At 65.7% G+C, this 17,411-nt stretch carries 19 protein-coding genes; 9 read left to right on the top strand and 10 right to left on the bottom strand.

Annotated elements, in window-relative coordinates:
- The first annotated feature begins 57 nt into the window (after positions 1-57).
- The 4 genes from V3G39_17470 (at position 58) to V3G39_17455 (ending at position 2,724) form a co-directional block, all read left to right on the top strand.
- Positions 58-1,554, top strand: a complete 1,497-nt coding sequence (locus tag V3G39_17470) for an AlkA N-terminal domain-containing protein (GenBank protein ID XAS76408.1) — start codon at positions 58-60, stop codon at positions 1,552-1,554.
- Positions 1,551-2,072, top strand: coding sequence for a methylated-DNA--[protein]-cysteine S-methyltransferase (locus V3G39_17465; GenBank protein ID XAS76407.1), 522 nt, complete (start codon positions 1,551-1,553; stop codon positions 2,070-2,072). The genes V3G39_17470 and V3G39_17465 overlap by 4 nt, the downstream gene beginning before the upstream one ends.
- Positions 2,056-2,238 (top strand): lysyl-tRNA synthetase, encoded by a 183-nt coding sequence (locus V3G39_17460; GenBank protein XAS76406.1) that lies wholly within the window; start codon positions 2,056-2,058, stop codon positions 2,236-2,238. The genes V3G39_17465 and V3G39_17460 overlap by 17 nt, the downstream gene beginning before the upstream one ends.
- A 150-nt stretch (positions 2,239-2,388) precedes the next feature.
- Positions 2,389-2,724 carry an Lsr2 family protein gene (locus tag V3G39_17455; protein ID XAS76405.1) on the top strand — a complete coding sequence of 112 codons (336 nt, stop codon included), beginning with the start codon at positions 2,389-2,391 and terminating at the stop codon, positions 2,722-2,724.
- Positions 2,725-2,841: 117 nt separating this feature from the next.
- Here V3G39_17455 and ligD (V3G39_17450) read toward each other — a convergent pair whose 3' ends face one another.
- Together ligD (V3G39_17450) and ligD (V3G39_17445) are read right to left on the bottom strand one after the other, a co-directional pair.
- Entirely contained in the window at positions 2,842-3,738 is an 897-nt protein-coding gene (gene ligD, locus V3G39_17450; GenBank protein ID XAS76404.1) for a non-homologous end-joining DNA ligase, read from the bottom strand.
- Entirely contained in the window at positions 3,731-4,723 is a 993-nt protein-coding gene (ligD, locus tag V3G39_17445) for a non-homologous end-joining DNA ligase (protein XAS76403.1), read from the bottom strand. Before ligD (V3G39_17445) ends, ligD (V3G39_17450) begins: the two co-directional genes overlap by 8 nt.
- On the opposite strand from ligD (V3G39_17445), the gene V3G39_17440 reads away from it, so the two are divergent.
- Positions 4,713-5,684, top strand: a complete 972-nt coding sequence (locus V3G39_17440) for a Ku protein (protein ID XAS76402.1) — start codon at positions 4,713-4,715, stop codon at positions 5,682-5,684. The genes ligD (V3G39_17445) and V3G39_17440 overlap by 11 nt on opposite strands.
- A 15-nt stretch (positions 5,685-5,699) precedes the next feature.
- Here V3G39_17440 and V3G39_17435 read toward each other — a convergent pair whose 3' ends face one another.
- Positions 5,700-6,785 (bottom strand): hypothetical protein, encoded by a 1,086-nt coding sequence (locus tag V3G39_17435; GenBank protein ID XAS76401.1) that lies wholly within the window; start codon positions 6,783-6,785, stop codon positions 5,700-5,702.
- A 188-nt stretch (positions 6,786-6,973) separates the two neighbouring features.
- Here V3G39_17435 and V3G39_17430 point away from each other — a divergent pair, with 188 nt between their 5' ends.
- The 3 genes from V3G39_17430 (at position 6,974) to V3G39_17420 (ending at position 10,418) form a co-directional block, all read left to right on the top strand.
- A complete protein-coding gene (locus tag V3G39_17430) occupies positions 6,974-9,511 on the top strand; it encodes an ATP-dependent Clp protease ATP-binding subunit (protein XAS76400.1) in 2,538 nt (845 codons plus the stop codon).
- Positions 9,511-10,047, top strand: coding sequence for an amino-acid N-acetyltransferase (locus V3G39_17425; protein ID XAS76399.1), 537 nt, complete (start codon positions 9,511-9,513; stop codon positions 10,045-10,047). The genes V3G39_17430 and V3G39_17425 overlap by 1 nt, the downstream gene beginning before the upstream one ends.
- A 65-nt stretch (positions 10,048-10,112) precedes the next feature.
- Positions 10,113-10,418, top strand: a complete 306-nt coding sequence (locus V3G39_17420; protein XAS76398.1) for an EthD family reductase — start codon at positions 10,113-10,115, stop codon at positions 10,416-10,418.
- Positions 10,419-10,420: 2 nt separating this feature from the next.
- On the opposite strand, the gene V3G39_17415 is transcribed toward V3G39_17420, so the two are convergent.
- The 4 genes from V3G39_17415 to V3G39_17400 form a co-directional block, all read right to left on the bottom strand.
- Complete coding sequence (locus V3G39_17415) at positions 10,421-10,774, bottom strand: MGMT family protein (GenBank protein XAS76397.1); 354 nt, start codon at positions 10,772-10,774, stop codon at positions 10,421-10,423.
- Between the two features lie 10 nt (positions 10,775-10,784).
- On the bottom strand, positions 10,785-11,753 hold the full coding sequence (locus tag V3G39_17410) for an ATP-binding cassette domain-containing protein (GenBank protein XAS76396.1): 969 nt from the start codon (positions 11,751-11,753) through the stop codon (positions 10,785-10,787).
- A 64-nt stretch (positions 11,754-11,817) separates the two neighbouring features.
- Positions 11,818-12,651: an ABC-2 family transporter protein gene (locus V3G39_17405; GenBank protein ID XAS76395.1), complete on the bottom strand. Its 834-nt coding sequence runs from the start codon at positions 12,649-12,651 to the stop codon at positions 11,818-11,820.
- Positions 12,644-13,438 carry an ABC-2 family transporter protein gene (locus tag V3G39_17400; protein ID XAS76394.1) on the bottom strand — a complete coding sequence of 265 codons (795 nt, stop codon included), beginning with the start codon at positions 13,436-13,438 and terminating at the stop codon, positions 12,644-12,646. Before V3G39_17400 ends, V3G39_17405 begins: the two co-directional genes overlap by 8 nt.
- A gap of 72 nt (positions 13,439-13,510) precedes the next feature.
- Here V3G39_17400 and V3G39_17395 point away from each other — a divergent pair, with 72 nt between their 5' ends.
- Positions 13,511-14,011, top strand: coding sequence for a gluconokinase (locus V3G39_17395; protein XAS76393.1), 501 nt, complete (start codon positions 13,511-13,513; stop codon positions 14,009-14,011).
- On the opposite strand, the gene V3G39_17390 is transcribed toward V3G39_17395, so the two are convergent.
- The 3 genes from V3G39_17390 to radA form a co-directional block, all read right to left on the bottom strand.
- Entirely contained in the window at positions 14,008-14,883 is an 876-nt protein-coding gene (locus tag V3G39_17390; protein ID XAS76392.1) for an A/G-specific adenine glycosylase, read from the bottom strand. The two genes, V3G39_17395 and V3G39_17390, sit on opposite strands and share 4 nt — an antisense overlap.
- Positions 14,884-14,891: 8 nt before the next feature.
- A complete protein-coding gene (gene disA, locus V3G39_17385) occupies positions 14,892-15,944 on the bottom strand; it encodes a DNA integrity scanning diadenylate cyclase DisA (GenBank protein ID XAS78271.1) in 1,053 nt (350 codons plus the stop codon).
- A gap of 65 nt (positions 15,945-16,009) precedes the next feature.
- A complete protein-coding gene (gene radA, locus V3G39_17380; GenBank protein XAS76391.1) occupies positions 16,010-17,407 on the bottom strand; it encodes a DNA repair protein RadA in 1,398 nt (465 codons plus the stop codon).
- Positions 17,408-17,411: the final 4 nt, after the last annotated feature.

Here is a 17,411-nt window from a genome sequence, read left to right as displayed (position 1 = left end):
ATACGACATGTCGTTTTCTGGCTAGTGATCTGGCTTTATCGCGCGCAGAATGGGTACATGCTGACCGATACCGACGCATGCCTACGTGCCGTCCGTTCCCGCGATGCACGGTTCGACGGATGGTTCGTCACAGGTGTCCGGAGCACCGGCATCTACTGTCGTCCGAGCTGTCCTGCAACGACGCCGATGGCCCGGAATATCACCTTCCTCCCGACAGCCGCGGCGGCTCAGGCGGCCGGGTTCAGGGCGTGTAAACGGTGTCGACCCGATACCAGCCCGGGCTCCCCGGAGTGGAATGTCCGTGCCGACCTCGTAGCCCGCGCGATGCGGTTGATCAACGACGGGGTGGTGGCTCGTGACGGTGTGCCGGGCCTGGCCGGCCGCCTGGGTTACTCCGTGCGTCAGGTGGAACGCGCGATGCAGGCCGAAGTCGGCGCGGGCCCGCTCGCCATCGCGCGGGCCGACCGCGCACAAACCGCCCGCATCCTGATCGAGACCACCGATCTGCCGTTGTCGCAGGTGGCGCACGCGGCCGGTTTCGGCAGCATCCGGGCATTCAACGACGCTGTCCGGGAAGTGTTCGCCATGACTCCGTCGGCGTTGCGGGTTCGGGCCGGGAGTCGGCCGAAGGTCTCCGGGTCAGGCTCTGACCCGTGGCACCGGTTGACTCTGCGGTTGCCTTTTCGTCGGCCGTTCCATCCGGACAACCTCTTCGGCCATCTCGCGACCACGGGAGTGTCCGGGGTGGAGGAATGGCGCGACGGGGTCTACCGTCGAACCCTCGATCTACCCGCCGGGCCGGCGATCGTCGGCCTGCGCCCCGAGGCGGACCACGTGCGGGCCGAACTGCTGCTCAGTGATCTCAGCGACCTGAGCGTCGCTGTGTCGCGTTGCCGATGGTTGCTTGATCTCGATGCGGACCCCGAGGCAATCGACGCGGCGCTCATCGAGGATGCGTTGTTGGCTCCCATGGTGCGTCGGGTTCCAGGCAGACGGGTGCCGCGCACCGTTGATCCGCAGGAGATGGCCATCCGCATCGTCATTGGTCAACAGGTGTCCACCAAGGCCGCGCGCACCCACGCAGGGCGGCTCGCAGCGGCGTACGGAGCCCATCTGGTCGATCCGGTCGGCGGGTTGACCAGGCTCTTCCCGCGCCCCGAAGCGCTCCTGGCGGCACCCGACACGGCGTACGCAATGCCGACGGCACGCCGGGAGACGATCCGTAGATTGTGCGCGGCCCTGCATGCAGGCGACCTCGACACGACCGTTGGTGCCGATCGAAGCGGTGCCCTGGAGGCGTTGGGCGAGGTGCGGGGTATCGGTCCGTGGACTGTGCAGTGCTACGCCATGCGCGCGCTCGGTGATCCCGATGCCTTCCCCGGCACTGATCTCGGGGTACGGGTCGCCTGCCGGTCGATGGGGATAGAAGACCGACCGCGTGCCATCGAGCAGGCATCGGGTCGATGGCGACCGTGGCGTGCGTACGCCGTGCAACATCTGTGGGCGACCGGGGACCATGAAGTGAATCGACTGCCGGACAAGGACATCTCATGAATACGACCACTCATTTCGTGCTCACCGGCACACCGATCGGTGACGTGACCCTCGTGGCGAACGGGCGCGCGGTGACCGGCGTCTACATGCAGGAGCACCGCCACCAGCCGGATGCGGCACTGTTCGGGACGCGCCAGGAGAGTGCGCGGGGTGTGCTGCGCCGAGCCGCTGAGCAGCTGAACGAATACTTCCACGATGGTCGGCGTGAGTTCGATCTCATGCTGGAGCCTGCCGGTACGGAATTCCAGCACGGCGTCTGGGCTCGGCTACGGGCCATTCCCTACGGTCAGACCCGCAGCTACGGCCAGGTGGCACGTGAGCTGGGTGCGCCGAGGAGCAGCCGCGCGGTGGGTATGGCCAATGGGCGCAACCCGCTGTCGATCGTCGTGCCCTGTCACCGGGTCATCGGCGCGAACGGCGCGATGACCGGGTTCGGGGGTGGCGTCGAGCGGAAGATATGGCTGCTGCAGCACGAAATGGAGGGCGCTCTATCCTTGGAGTATGTGGCCCGCCGTTGAAACCCTCATACCCTCGATCGGGTTGCTCTTCATGCTGTACCTGGTGCTGAAGTACATGATGGAGGGCGACCGCCGCGAACGTATCGCGCAGGCCAAATGGGATCAAGAGCACGCGGCCTCGAATCAGGTGGCGCCCGAAGACGCGAAGAGTGTCGAAAAAAACTGACTGCACACTGTGCATTTGAAGTGCAAGTCAGGCGAAGTTTGAAAATCGCTGAATAGCTGTTTACCATGGTTGTGTAACGACTGAAAGACAATCGGTCGTTTTGAAAATTGCGGTCGATGAGACCTCCATGGTGATCGTTAGGAGATCCAAATGGCGCAGCGTGTGCAGATCCTGCTCGAAGATGACCTAGACCATTCCGAAGCAGCAGAGACAGTGACATTCGCACTTGATGGTGTGAATTACGAAATCGACCTCTCCACGGCCAACGCCACTAAGTTGCGTGACGACCTGGCGACGTGGACCGGGCATGCCCGCAAGGTGCGCGGAACGCGACGCGCCGGTGCGCCTGCGCGTCCGGCGTCGACAGCCGGTCGTGAAGACCTAAACAAGATGCGTGAATGGGGACGTGCGAACGGCTTCACGGTCAGCGACCGTGGTCGTGTCTCCGGTGAGTTGCAGGAAGCGTACGCACGCGCGAACTCCTGATCAGCCCCCTCGCTTGAGCTGAGTCCACGCGATTGATGCGGAGCTACCGACCCGACCCGATTCTTCGGGTCGGGTCGTTCTGCTATTAATTGCAGCGTTGGCCAGTGAGTGGAATATCTACGGTTTAGTAAGTAGTTCTGATGTAAAAAGATCTCCATCTGTTTCGAGTCGTTGCAGAACCTGCTCGAAGTCCAGTTGTTCAAGTGATGCGGGACGGGAGATCTCTGACCAGTAACGAGGTGCTGCAACCATTGGACGCTCTCGACCGCGCAACGAGTACGGCGCGATAGTAGTTTTCGCAGCAGTATTCTGCGACCAGTCGAAGAGCACCTTTCCCGCGCGGATCGACGTGGTCATTCGCCAGACAACCAGATCAGGGTGCTCTCGGGTCATCGCCTGCGCCATTTCCCGTGCTATCCCACGTAGTTCGTCACTGGTGGCGGTGCCGTCCAGGGCCGCATATATCTGCATTCCTTTACTGCCCGAGGTCACCGGCACCGTGCGGGTGATCCCTAGACGAGCCAATCTCGCCCGCACCGACAGCGCAACTTCGGCGCACTCCCTCAGGCCTGCGGGTGAGCCGGGATCCAGGTCGATCACCAGCCGATCGGGGTTCGCGGCCTCACCGTCGATCTGCCGCCACTGCGGCACGTGTAGTTCCAAGGCAGCGAGATTCGCGAGATATGTCAGGGCCGCGAGATCGTCGACGAGCGGATAGGTCACCTCGTCCGTACCGCCGCGCGAGCCGGTGGATCTCATCGTGATCCTGGGTAACCAGGAAGGCGCGCCCGCGGGCAGGTTCTTCTCGAAGAACGACGTGCCCCCGATCCCGTGTGGCCACCGGACGCGGGTCACCGGACGACCACGCAGGCCGGGCAGCAGGACGTCGGCGACGCTCGCGTAGTAGTGCAGAACCTCGCCCTTGGTGGTCTCGGTCGCCGGATACAACACCTTGTCCAGGTTGCTGATGCTCAACTGACGTCCGGCCACCAGCACCTGTTGAGTTTCAGCCATCGGCGCCTACCTGTGAGGTGTCGGTATCGGTCGTGTTGATATCAGTCGTGTTGGTGTCGACCAGGTCGACCGGGCGTAGATCGGCGCGGATACCCCGCCACACAGGCTGCCGCAGCCGGCCGCCCTCGGACAGTCCGTGGTAGCTCAGATCGGCGACCAGGTCTGGGACCACCCACTGCGTGTCGCGGGAGTCGGCGCTCGGCAACCGGTCCAGGAACGGACTGTGCAGCTGCGATCGTCGGGTGAGCTGTTCGAGTAACGCGGCGCCCGCGTTGCCTGCCAGACCCGATCCGACCCGGCCCCGGAAGATCAGCCGCGAACCGCTGGGAGTTCCGACCAGGAGAGCCCCCAGCCGTTGGGAATCCTTCTCCGGACGCCAGCCGCCGATGACGTACGAACCGGTGCTGCGATGCACGATCTTGCGCCACATCGCACTTCGCGAGCCGGGCAGGTAGGCCGAACCCAGGTGTTTGGAGACGATGCCCTCCAGGCGTTGGTCGACGGTTGCGCGCAGCAGATCCTCGCCGTCGGCAAAGCTCGGCGGTACCTGGACGCGGGCACCGTGCAGCATCAAGCCGTCCAATATCTCGCGCCGTTGTGCCAGCGGCATCGAGACGACGGATCGGCCCGCCGCCCGCAGCACGTCGAAGACCATCAAGGTCACCGGCGCCTGCACCGCCAACGCGGCTGCAGCAGCGGTGTCACCTACGTTGAACCGCGTTGCCAGAGCCGCGAACGACGGGCGGCCTTCCCGCAGGCTCACGACTTCCCCATCCAGCAGGACATCGCTCAGATCGGTCAGGCCCGCGGCGGGGGTCAGCAGCTCGGGAAAGGCGCTCGAGACGTCACGTTCGGTACGGGACGTGAGACGCAACGCACCCGAGCTGACGTCCGCGAGGACCCGCATCCCGTCCCATTTGACCTCATGCTGCCAGGCGGGTCCGCGCGGCACTTGGTCCGCAGGGGTGGCGAGCATGGGGCGCATGGGGCAATCTTGCCTGGTGAGAGCGATCTGGAGAGGTGCCGTGTCATTCGGCCTGGTCAACGTGCCGGTTCGGTTGTATTCGGCGACTGAGAACCACGATGTGCAGTTCCGGCAGGTCCACCGCGAGGACGGCGGTCGGATCAGATACCAACGGGTCTGTTCGGTCGACGGCGAGCAGGTGGCCTACGACGACATCGCCAAGGGGTACGAGACCGAAGACGGTCAGATGGTCGTGCTGACCGACGAAGATCTGGCGGCACTGCCGACCAGCAGCAGCCGCGAGATCGCTGTCGACAAGTTCGTGCCCAGCAACCAGATCGACCCGATGTTCCTGGACAAGTGCTACTACCTCGAGCCTGACAAGTCAGCGGTCAAACCGTATGAGTTGCTGCGCGCGGCACTGCAGGAAACCGACCGGGTGGCGATCGTCACCATTTCGATCCGAACCAGGATGACGGTCGCTCTGCTGCGGGTTCGCGGCAATGTGATTGCCCTGCAGACGATGCTGTGGCCCGATGAGATCAGGCAGGCCCAGTTCGCGGTCCTGGACGAGGGCGCCGAGACCAAACCCGCCGAGCTGGCGATGGCGCAGATGCTCGTTGAATCCCTCACGGGTGACTACGAGCCGGCAGATTATGTCGATGACTACGAGCAGGCTGTCAAGGACGTGGTGCGGGCCAAACTCAGCGACGGCGAGGTCACGGCCCCGGCCGAGACCGATGACGGTGATTCCGCTCAGGTGGTCGACCTGCTGGCTGCACTGCAGCAGAGCGTGGACCGGGCGCGCGCGGCTCGCGGAGAGGCGCCCGCCAAGAAAGTGCCCGTGACGAAGGAAACTGCCGAGCAGAACACGGCGAAAAAGACCACAGCAAAAAAAGCCACCGCGAAGAAGGCCACGGCGAAGAAAGCCACTGCCAAGAAGGCCACCGCGAAGAAGGCCACGGTGAAAAAAGCCAGCTGAAAACGCGCGGCCGGCTCAGCTGCGCGTCAGTACTCCCGCATCGGTGAGCTCATCGACGGTGCGCTGCACCAGTTCGGCCGCGTCCGGGTGATCGCCGTGTTGCTCGATACAGGCCTGGAGCAACTCCTGCATCAACCGTGGGGTCTGCGTTTCCAGCCACACCGTGGCGCCCAGGCCAGTGCATCGGATGGGGCGCTCATCGTTGACGAGCAGCACCTCGTCGTCGATACGGATCGCATCGACGTAGTGACCTCGCCGAATTCGTCCCGTCTGCTGCGCGGACGCGGACGCGGATGCGGACCCCTCGGCCGCCGCGTCACCTGTCCCGGGGAAGTGCTCGATATCGGCCTCGACCTGCGGATCGGCCTCGGCCAGCTCGGTCAAGACCCGGACACAGTCCTGGATGTCGCGGTAGAGCAGGTGGTGGATACCGCCGCAGGAGCGCACGTGGGACACGATCAGCGCCAGCGGGTCCGGCAATCTCGTGAGGTAGGACAGCTGGGGGAGCATCTCCAGGATGCCGTCGAGCAGGTCGACCTGTCGCAGTTGAGGCGGACCCTCATGGGCATTGTCGCGGCTCAACAGCACCAGGCGACGCAAGGTGGGGTGGGGGGGAGCAGGCAGTAACCCGAGCTCGTCGGGTCCGTGTTGATGCTTGTGTTCCTCCCCGTCGACGATCACCGACAGCGGTTTGGGGAAGGGCAGCACAGCCCCTGAAGCGGTGACGGCAACGGTCTCGTCGGTGATGTACCCGAAGTCGGTTGCGCACAGTCGCTGGGCTGCGGTGGTCTTGCCGGTGCCGGAGTTCGCGATCAGGGCCGTCACCGCCCCGGTCTGCGGATCGGCGATGCCCGCCGCGTGCAGCATCAGCAGTTCGCCTGCCCGCATCTCGATGAGCTGCAAGGTGACACCGGAGGTCACGGTGTATTCGGTGGAATTCTCGCCCGACTTCCCGAGGTAGGGAACATGTCCCCGCGCGGGCTCTCCACCTTCGACCAGGCAGCGCGACCACTGCTGACGCAACCGGGCATCGGCGAGGCTGTCAGGGGCGTCAATGGCGACAGTGCGCTCGAGAGCACGCACGAGTACGGGAGCGGTCACGGGACGATGGTAAGGGCAGGTAAGTGTTCCGCTCATGGCGAACGTGGCGCCCGAACATCGCCTGCGAGGAACACGTCGCCCGTAGGTGGCGTTGTGATGAGCAGACACATCCGCTATGGCGTTGATCAACGCGGCATTGTCAGCGGATAGCATCGAAGTACTTCGGCAGCAGCCCTAAGGGAGTAAACATGTTCGAACGGTTCACCGACCGCGCACGGCGTGTGGTGGTGCTCGCCCAAGAAGAGGCGCGCATGCTCAACCACAACTACATCGGCACCGAGCACATTCTGCTCGGTCTGATCCACGAGGGTGAAGGCGTTGCGGCCAAGGCCCTGGAGAGCCTCGGGATTTCCCTGGAGGCCGTCCGCGAGCAGGTCCAGGAGATCATCGGACCCAGCCAGCAGACCCAGCCCGGCCACATCCCCTTCACCCCGCGCGCCAAGAAGGTACTGGAGCTCTCGCTGCGTGAGGGTCTGCAACTGGGCCACAGCTACATCGGCACCGAGCACATCCTGCTCGGTCTGATCCGCGAAGGCGAAGGCGTCGCGGCCCAGGTGCTCGTCAAGATGGGCGCAGACCTGGCGCGGGTCCGCCAGCAGGTCATCCAGCTCGTATCTGGCTACCAGGGCAAAGAGCCCCAGGGTGCGGGCGTGGGCCAGGGTGCTGCCGAAGGCACCCCTGCCGGTTCGCTCGTGCTGGACCAGTTCGGCCGCAACCTCACGCAGGCGGCCCGCGACGGCAAGCTCGATCCGGTCATCGGCCGGGAGAAGGAAATCGAGCGCGTCATGCAGGTCTTGTCGCGGCGTACCAAGAACAATCCCGTCCTGATCGGTGAGCCCGGCGTCGGCAAGACCGCCGTCGTGGAAGGCCTCGCAGCAGACATCGTGCGCGGTGACGTGCCCGAGACGCTGAAGGACAAGCAGCTCTACACCCTCGACCTCGGTTCGCTGGTGGCCGGTTCGCGTTACCGCGGTGACTTCGAAGAGCGCCTGAAGAAGGTCCTGAAGGAGATCCGCACCCGCGGCGACATCATCTTGTTCATCGACGAGATCCACACCCTCGTCGGTGCGGGTGCCGCCGAGGGCGCCATCGACGCAGCTTCGATTCTGAAGCCGATGTTGGCTCGTGGTGAGCTGCAGACCATCGGCGCGACCACGCTGGATGAATACCGCAAGCACATCGAGAAGGATGCCGCGTTGGAGCGGCGCTTCCAGCCGATCCAGGTCATGGAGCCCTCGATCCCGCACGCCATCGAGATCCTGAAGGGTCTGCGCGACCGCTACGAGGCGCACCACCGCGTCACGATCACCGATGCCGCGCTGGTAGCTGCCGTCAACATGGCCGACCGCTACATCAATGACCGGCACCTGCCGGACAAGGCCATCGACCTGATCGACGAGGCCGGCGCCCGGTTGCGTATCCGCCGGATGACCGCCCCCGCGGATCTACGCGAGTTCGACGAGAAGATCTCCCACGTACGTCGGGAGAAGGAATCGGCGATCGACGGGCAGGACTTCGAGAAGGCCGCGTCGTTGCGCGACGATGAGAAGAACCTCATCAACGCCAAGGCACAGCGCGAGAAGGAATGGAAGTCCGGCGACCAGGACGTCGTTGCGGAGGTCGACGAAGAGTTGATCGCCGAGGTGCTCGCGGCCTCCACCGGCATCCCCGTCTTCAAGCTGACCGAGGAAGAATCCTCGCGGCTGCTGCGGATGGAAGACGAGCTGCACAAGCGGGTCGTCGGCAACGACGACGCGATCACGGCCCTGTCCCAGGCAATCCGGCGTACCCGCGCCGGTCTGAAGGATCCCCGCCGTCCCGGTGGTTCGTTCATCTTCGCCGGTCCCACCGGTGTCGGTAAGACCGAGCTCGCGAAGGCGCTCGCGGAGTTCCTGTTCGGCGACGAGGACGCGTTGATCACCCTCGACATGTCCGAGTTCGCCGAGAAGCACACCGTGTCGCGGCTGTTCGGTTCACCTCCCGGTTACGTCGGCTACGAAGAAGGTGGCCAGCTGACCGAGAAGGTGCGTCGCAAGCCGTTCTCGGTGGTGCTGTTCGACGAGGTCGAGAAGGCACACGCCGATATCTTCAACAGCCTGCTGCAGATCCTGGAGGACGGCCGGTTGACCGACTCCCAGGGTCGGGCCGTGGACTTCAAGAACACGGTGATCATCATGACCACCAACCTGGGCACCAGGGACATCTCCAAGGGCGTCTCGCTCGGATTCTCTTCCGGCAACGACCACGCCTCCAACTACGACCGGATGCGCGCGAAGGTGCAGGACGAGCTCAAGCAGCACTTCCGCCCGGAGTTCCTCAACCGCGTTGACGACACCATTGTCTTCCCGCAGCTGAGCCCGGAGGAGATCGTCCAGATCGTCGACCTGATGGTGGAGAAGCTCGATGTCCGCCTGAAGGACAAGGACATGGCCATCGAGCTGACCCAGCCCGCCAAGGACCTGCTGGCCAAGCGTGGATACGACCCCGCGATGGGCGCCCGGCCGTTGCGTCGCACGATCCAGCGCGAGATCGAGGACATGATGTCCGAGAAAATCCTCTACGGGGAGATCGGATCCGGCGAGATCATCCTGGTGGATGTCGAAGGTGAGGGTAAGGAAGCGAAGTTCACCTTCGCCGGTTCGCCCAAGCCGAAGGCTCCGGATGCTCCGCCAGAACCGGCCGGTGCCGCCCCAGGCGGTCACTCCGTCGACCTCGACAAGGACTGATGAGTCAGGCCGACCCACCGACGACCGCGCCGCGCGCAACACCAATGGTGTTGCGCGCGGCGCGCGTCCGCGATGTAGGCGCCATCCGCGCGCTGATCGAGCCGTACGTCGCGACGCGCGCGATCGTTTCGAAGCCGCCCGTGGCATATTTTGAGAGTCTGCAGGAATTCGTCGTCGCCGAGAGCGGCAGCGAGGTCCTCGGGTGCGGCGCATTGCACGTGATCTGGGAGAACGTCGCGGAAGTACGCACCATTGCCGTACACCCGTCGATGAAGGGCCGGGGTGTCGGTCACCTGATGCTCGGCAACCTGATCGCTCAGGCGCGTGAGCTGGGGGTGAGCAGGGTCTTCTGTCTGACCTTCGAGGTGGACTTCTTCGCTCGGCACGGCTTCGTCGAGATCGACGGCGATCCGGTCGATCCAGCCGTTTACCTGGAGTTGTTGCAGTCCTACGACGAGGGCGTTGCCGAATTCCTGGACCTGGATCGGGTCAAACCCAACACCCTCGGCAACACCCGGATGCTGCTCACCCTCTGAGGAGGGTTCGGCCGGATCGCGAAGGTGCGAGACGTGCCCGCGTCCAGCGGCCTAGGGTGCCATGTATGACGGTGAAACTAGTTGTCCTCTACACCCAGCCCGACGACGCCGAAGCGTTCGACGAGCACTACCTCGGCAAGCACGGGCCGCTCGTGGACACCGTCCCTGGCCTGCAACGTTGGGAGGGCGCCCTCTTCGTGGGGGCGGCTGACGGAGGCGAGCAGACCTATCACCGGATGGCCGAACTTTATTTCACCGACGACGCCGCAATGCAGGCCGCGCTGGCCTCGGATGAGGGCAAGGCGACGGCTGCGGACTACCAGCAGATCGCCCCGCCGGGTTCGAGGATGTTCGTCGCGACCGTTGACTGAGTTCACCCGGTGAAGTCGTCGATGCCGGTGAGTGGGCCGAGCGCTGCCTCGGCGGCATCGGCGAGCTGAGCAAGATCGGCGCGGTACCGCCTGATCGGCACCCCGCAGCCGTTGGGCTTCAGCTCGATGTCTTCGTCCCGCCAATGTTGCAGTGCCTGTTCGCGTACGTGGGCGGGCAGCTCGCCACCGGCATTGACCACCCGCCACCAGGGCAGGTCCGCGCCTTGTGACAGGGCCAGGTAACGCCCCACCATCCGCGGCGACATACCGAGCATCCCGGCGATGTCCCCGTAACTCACGACGCGCCCGGGTGGGATCAGCGCGACGATCACGTAGACGCTGGTGCGCAGATTCATCGGTTCCCACTCATCGGCGTGACTGTTGGTACAGCTGGCGGACGACGTCCTCGATGTCCGGTTCTTCGATAGCCAGGTCACGGACTTCAGCCCGCTGCGACACCGCTGAAAGGACCTGTGCGGCGGTCGTGGTGGCGGAGTCGAAGGACAACCGTTGTCGCAGTCCGCCACTCTGCGCGTCCAGATGCGTGGTGCCCGCGATGTCGGTCAGGGGTTTCGTCGGCTCGGCAAGGTCGACGACCAGCACCCGACGGGCGTCCACCGTGGCGGACAGGCCGGCGAGGCTGCCGTCGAAGGCGAGCGCGCCGTGATCGACCACCAGCACGCGCTCGCACAACCGCTCGATATCGCCCATGTCGTGGGTGGTCAGCAGCAGGGTGGTGCCGTGCTCCGCGCGTTCGCGGATCAGGAACTCCCTCAACCGCTGCTTGGACAACACGTCCAGGCCGATGGTCGGCTCGTCCAGAATCACCAGCTCCGGTGAATGCAGCAGCGCGGCAGCGACTTCGGCGCGCATCCGTTGACCGAGCGAGAGCTGACGTACGGGCGCGCCCAGGAACTCGTCCATTTCCAGCTGGTCGACCAGCTCAGCGGTGCGGGCCGACCGCTGCTGCGCAGACAGCCCGTGGATCGAGGCGAGGATCGCGAAGGACTCGCGGACGGGCAGGTCCCACCACAACTGAGATCGCTGACCGAAGACCACGCCGATACGCCGGGCCAGCGCCCGGCGCTCGCGCAGCGGGTTCAGGCCGCAGGTAGCCACCGTGCCCGACGTCGGCACCAGGATGCCGACGAGCATCTTGATGGTGGTGGACTTTCCCGCGCCGTTCGCGCCGATGTAGCCCACCGACTCACCCGGTTGCACGCTGACGCTCAGCTGATCGACGGCGGTCAGCGTGGTGCGGGTCAGCCCGCGGCCGCGACGGGTGAAAGTTCTGGTCAGTCCGTGGGTCTCGATGATCGGATTGCGCACTGTCATTTCCGGGGGCCTCGCGAAGTATTTTCGGGGGAGCATAGCGGGGGAGGAAAACTTCGTGGGGTTCTCATCCGCCGCCTCCCTGGTAGTGGCGTACACCAGTGCGCCAGAGCAGCATCCCGATTGCCCAGGCTACGAGAGCTGCGACGGGGGTACACCAGCCGAGCCACGCGGGCAGCCATTCCGGGCCGGTCTTGCCCAGCAGTAACAACGCAGGTAGGTATGCGGTGAATGCCATCGGTATGACGAAACCGAAGGCCACCTTGATCGGGCGACTCCACACCGAGGCGACCTGAGTGGCGGCATACCGACCGCCGTACACGAAGGAGTTCGTCAGCTCGGCGCCGTTGATCACGAAGAACTGGATGCCTGCGGCCCAGACGAAGGTTGCCGAGAAGATCGCGAAACTGCTGACGAGGGTGAGCACCAGCAACCCGACGTGGGCCGGCGTCCAGGCAATGTCGTTCAACTCCAGCGCGATCACGATGCAGAGCAGACCCACGGCGGCGCGGGCCAGACGGCGTAGCGAGATGTCACTGGTGATCAGTTGCAACAACAGCGGCTGGGGGCGCAGATAGAACGTGTCCAGGGTGCCTTCGCGGACGAACTGCGCCAAGTTGTCACAGTGTCCGAAGACCATGTCCGTCAGGCTGAAGGCGAAATCGGCGAGTCCGAAGACGAGGAGCACCTCGCGGAAGTCGAAACCGCCGAGTGAGTGGACCGCGTGGAAGAGCACCCACACCTCGGCGAGTTCCACGAAGCTGACCAGGAACGAGCTGGCACAGTCCAACACGAAATTGCTGCGGTAGCTGCGTTGCGCGCGCAGTCGGGAGGCCAGCACGGCACGGTATGGCTCGGCCGCGCGGGAGAGGCCGGCACTCAGCACCCTGGCGCTAGCCACCCTGCACCTCCAGTCGGCGCCGACCGGACTCGGTCAGCAGGTGACCTGTGCCGCCCACGACCACGAGCCAGCCGAGCTGGGCGAGCACGAGGCCGGCTCCGCCACGCCCGATCAGCACATCCACCGGGTACTGCAGCATCGAGGGGAACGGCGTGGCTGTGGCAATAATCAGCAACCAGTGCGGAAAGAGCGAGATCGGCACGAAAAGTCCGGCGAAAAAGCCGGAGATCATCATGTAGAGGGTCTGCAGACCCCGGGTCTCGACCAGCCAGAACCCTGCGCACGCCAGCGCGTAGACACTCGCCCAGGAGATGGTGATGCCCAGCAGCAGACTGAAAAGGCCCAGCACCCACGCCAGCCCGGTCGGGGGAGCCGCCATCCCGACCACCCCGATCCCGACCAGCACGCTGGGCAGACCTCGTGGCAGCAGTGCACAGGCGGCCTTGCCGACGTCGCCGGCGATGGCCGCCCACTGCACCGAGATGGGTCGCAGGAAGTCGGTGATGACCGCGCCGGACTTGATGCGGTCGGCCAGATCGGTGCGGCCGTTGAGGTTGATCGAGCCGAGCAGGCCCTGAGAGAGCCATACGTAGGAGGCCATCGTGGCCGCGGTGTACCCCTGCAGTGATCCACCACCGGCGCGCACCGTCGCGAGCAGAATTGCCGTCTTGAGCAGGCCGAAGGTGATGTTGGCGACCAGTCCGCCGAGGATCGCGAGTCGGTAGGTCGCCTGCTGTCGGATGCCCGCGAGGAAGATGCGCCCGTACGGGGCGAGCGCGACAGACACAATCGCAAGAACCTACCAGGGACGACGTGTGTGGGAGCGACCAAGTGCTACCAGTGACTACAGTCCAGGTTTATGTCATCGCGCTGTGTCATCGTCATGGGGGTTTCGGGTTCCGGCAAGACAACGGTTGCCAGGGGAATCGCGCAGGAGATGGGGTGGACGTTCGCAGAGGGCGACGACTTCCACTCCGAGGAGAACGTGGCGAAGATGGCTCGCGGGGTCGCGCTCACCGACGACGACCGCTGGCCGTGGCTACGCGAGATCGGCGCCTGGATCTCTGCGCGAGAGCAGGCCGGACAGAGCGCGGTCATCACCTGCTCGGCGCTCAAACGTACCTACCGTGACCTACTGCGGGAAGGCCGGTCGGGCGTGCAGTTCGTGTTGATCGACGTGCCGGTGCAGGAGCTGGAGCGTCGATTGGTCGCGCGCACCGACCACTACATGTCGCCCTCCTTGTTGCCGTCGCAGTTGGCGACCTTGGAGCCGCTGCAGGATGACGAACCGGGCATCGTGGTGCACGCGGCGGACACGCCGCAGGAGACGGTGCAACGCGCGTTGGTGGCCCTGGCCTAGAAGCCAGGTAAGGCGTAGGTCCGATCGGGCAACGGCTCGACGAGGCCGTCCTCGATCAGGCCGACCAGGCAGCGGCCGCGCTGGGCCGGGTCGGCCCAGACCAGATCCAGGCGTGTCTGGTGCACCGGGCCGTCCGCGTCGCGCAGCGCCTGCAGCAGCAGGCCGCGCACCTGCCGATCGGTGCCCTTCCACCGCTGCGATCGTTTTACCGGCCCGTCGTATTCCGGTCGCCCGGCGCTCACCCACGCGCACCGATCTGCGACAGGGCAGCGCTCGCAGTCAGGTGAACCGGCGGTGCAGATGAGCGCGCCCAGCTCCATCACCGCAACATTCCAGATCGCTGCCTTGCTGTCCTCCCGGGGCAGGAGGGCCTCCGCGAGTCGGGACTCGGCCGCCGTCAGCGCGGGCGCGGCCTGCGCGGATGCGGTCATTGCGCGGGCATGTACACGTCGCACGTTGGTGTCGACGACCGCGCAGCGAATGCCGAAGGCGAACGACCCGACGGCAGCAGCGGTGTACGACCCGACTCCGGGCAGGGCACGCAACTGATCCAGGTCTGCCGGAACGGCGCCGTCGTGGCGGCTCACCATGACGGTGGCGGCGGCGTGCAGCCGCAGGGCACGACGGGGATAGCCGAGGCGGCCCCAGTGCCGCACGGCATCACCGGGCGCCGCAGCGGCGAGGTGGGCAGGGGTGGGCCAGCGGGTCATCCAGTCGGTCCACACCGGGAGCACCCGTATTACCGGGGTCTGTTGCAGCATGATCTCGGAGACGAAGATGCTCCACGGTGATGCGCCGGCCGTGCGCCAGGGCAGGTCGCGTTGATGCTCGGCGTACCAGGCCAGGATCGGCTCGTGCAGAGTTTCAGGCACCGCTTGAATCAGACATAGCGCTCAAGGATGCTGTTCTCGGCCAGTCGGGACAGCCCCTCACGCACCGAGCGGGCGCGTAGCTCTCCGACTCCGTCGACGGCTCTCAGGTTCTCGAAATCGGCTGCGAGTAGCTTCTGCAAACTGCCGAAGTGCTCGACCAGACCGTCGACGATCGGCCCGGGGAGGCGAGGGATCTTGCTCAACAGCCGGTAGCCGCGTGGGGAAGCCGCCGAATCGAGCAGGTCCGCCATTCGTGCGTAACCCAGCGCCCCAGCGGCGGCCTGCAGGTCCAACAGGTCGACCGAAGTGATGTCGGCCAGCCGCTCCAGGGCGGCATCCATCGCGCCCTCTTCGCCGGCGACTTCGAGGTAGTCACGCACGATGAGCTCCCGGTCGTGCGCGAGGGTGCCGACCAGCTCGTCCAACTGCAGTGACATCAGCCGGCCGTCGACACCGAGCTCGACGACGTACTCCGCGATCTCTTCGCTGATCCGGCGCACCATCTCCAGGCGTTGCAGCACGGTCGCCACATCACGGACGGTGACGAGGTCTTCGATCTCCAGCGCGGACAGCGTGCGGGCCACCTCGTCGAGGCGGGATTTGTAGCGCTCGAGGGTTTGCAGGGCCTGGCCGGCACGCGACAGGATCGCGTTGGAGCCTTCCATGACATGCCGCAACGAGCCGACGTAGAGCGCGATGGTCTGCATCGACTGACTGACCGAGATGACGGGTAGGCCGGTCTGCTTCGCTACCCGCTCCGCCGTGCGGTGCCGGGTGCCGGATTCGCGCGTCTGGATGGTCGGGTCGGGCACGAGTTGGACGGCCGCACTGATGATCCGGCTGACGTTGGAGTCCAGCACGATCGCGCCGTCCATCTTGGCCAACTCGCGTACCCGGGTCGAGGAGAACGGGATGTCGATGGGGAAGCCGCCGGTACTGATGGATTCGACGACCTCGTCGTTACCGACCACGATCAATGCACCGGTGCGACCGCGCAGGATGCGCTCCAGGGCGTCGCGTAGTTGAGTGCCGGGGGCAGCGTCAGCCAGCGTTTCGCGCATCAGCTGTTCCTCGGGGGATGGCACAGGCCGAATTCTATTGCAGTATTTCCACTGCTTCGCGCGATCTATTGCTTCGCGCGAAGGTCAGCGTTTCCGATGAGGCGGACGGCCTCTGAGACGTCGTTCACTTCGAATACCCGCATACCCTCCGGCGCGGCTTCACCCGCGAGCGAACCAGCCGGGATGACGGCGTTGCGAAAACCGATGCGCCAGGCCTCGGCGAGCCGTCGGGCGACCCCGGACACGGCGCGTATCTCACCGGCCAGGCCGACCTCGCCGACAGCGAGGGTGTCGTTGCCGACCGGGCGGTCGATGACACCGCTGGCAATGGCGAGCGCAATCGCCAGGTCTGCGGCCGGTTCGCTCAGGCGCACCCCGCCGACAGTGGACAGGTAGCAGTCGCTGCGGGATACCGGCAGACCGGCGCGGCGGTCCAGCACTGCCAGGATCATCGCCGCCCGCGAAGAGTCGATGCCGCTGGTCGTGCGGCGCGGGTTACCCGGCGATCCCTCGACCATCAGGGCCTGCACTTCGGTCACCAGCGGCCGGCGGCCCTCGAGCGTGACGGTGACGCAGGTACCCGGGACGGGTTGCTCGCGGCGCGTCAGGAACAGCCCGCTCGGATCCGGCAGCCCGACGATGCCGACGTCGGACAGGTCGAAGCACCCCACCTCGTCGGTGGGCCCGTAACGGTTCTTGGCGGCGCGTACGAGGCGCAGGCGGGAGTGCCGTTCGCCCTCGAACTGGATGACGACGTCGACCAGGTGCTCCAGCACGCGAGGCCCGGCGATCGAGCCGTCCTTGGTGACGTGCCCGACGAGCAGCACGCTGATACCGCGTTGCTTGGCGACCTGGATGATCGCTGCCGCGACCTCGCGGACCTGCGCGACATTGCCGGGGGCGCCGGGTAGATCGGCGGACCCGATCGTCTGCACGGAGTCGATGATGAGCAGCTCGGGAGCGACCTGGTCGACCTGCGCGAGAACAGTCGCGAGGTCGGTCTCGCTGGCGAGGTAGAGCGTGCGGGCCAGCGCTTCGATGCGCTCGGCGCGTACCCGCACCTGGGCTGCGGATTCCTCGCCGCTGACGTAGAGCACCTTGCGCGGGGTGCGCGCGGCGCGCGCGGCGACATCCAGCAGCAGGGTGGATTTGCCGATGCCGGGCTCGCCGGCAACCAGGACGACGGCGCCGGGGACCAGCCCGCCGCCCAGCACCCGGTCGAATTCGCTGACTCCGGTGGGCCGGGCAGTCGCCTGCGACCCGTCGACCTCACCGATGGGTACAGCGGGCCGATCGAGCACGCTTGCCGCGGTGGTGTGGACCCCGGCCTGGCCGACTTCCTCCACCGTGCCCCAGGCCTGACATTCCCCGCACCGCCCGACCCACTTGATCGCCGTCCAGCCGCACTCGGTGCAGCGGTAGCTCGGCGCGGGCGGTTTGCGACGGGTCGTGGCGGACGGCATACGC

This window comes from Dermatophilaceae bacterium Sec6.4, from assembly GCA_039636865.1.
Classification (GTDB): Bacteria; Actinomycetota; Actinomycetes; order Actinomycetales; family Dermatophilaceae; genus Allobranchiibius.
Note: the sequence above shows the minus strand (reverse complement) of the source record. Positions and strands in the feature narration are given on the sequence as shown.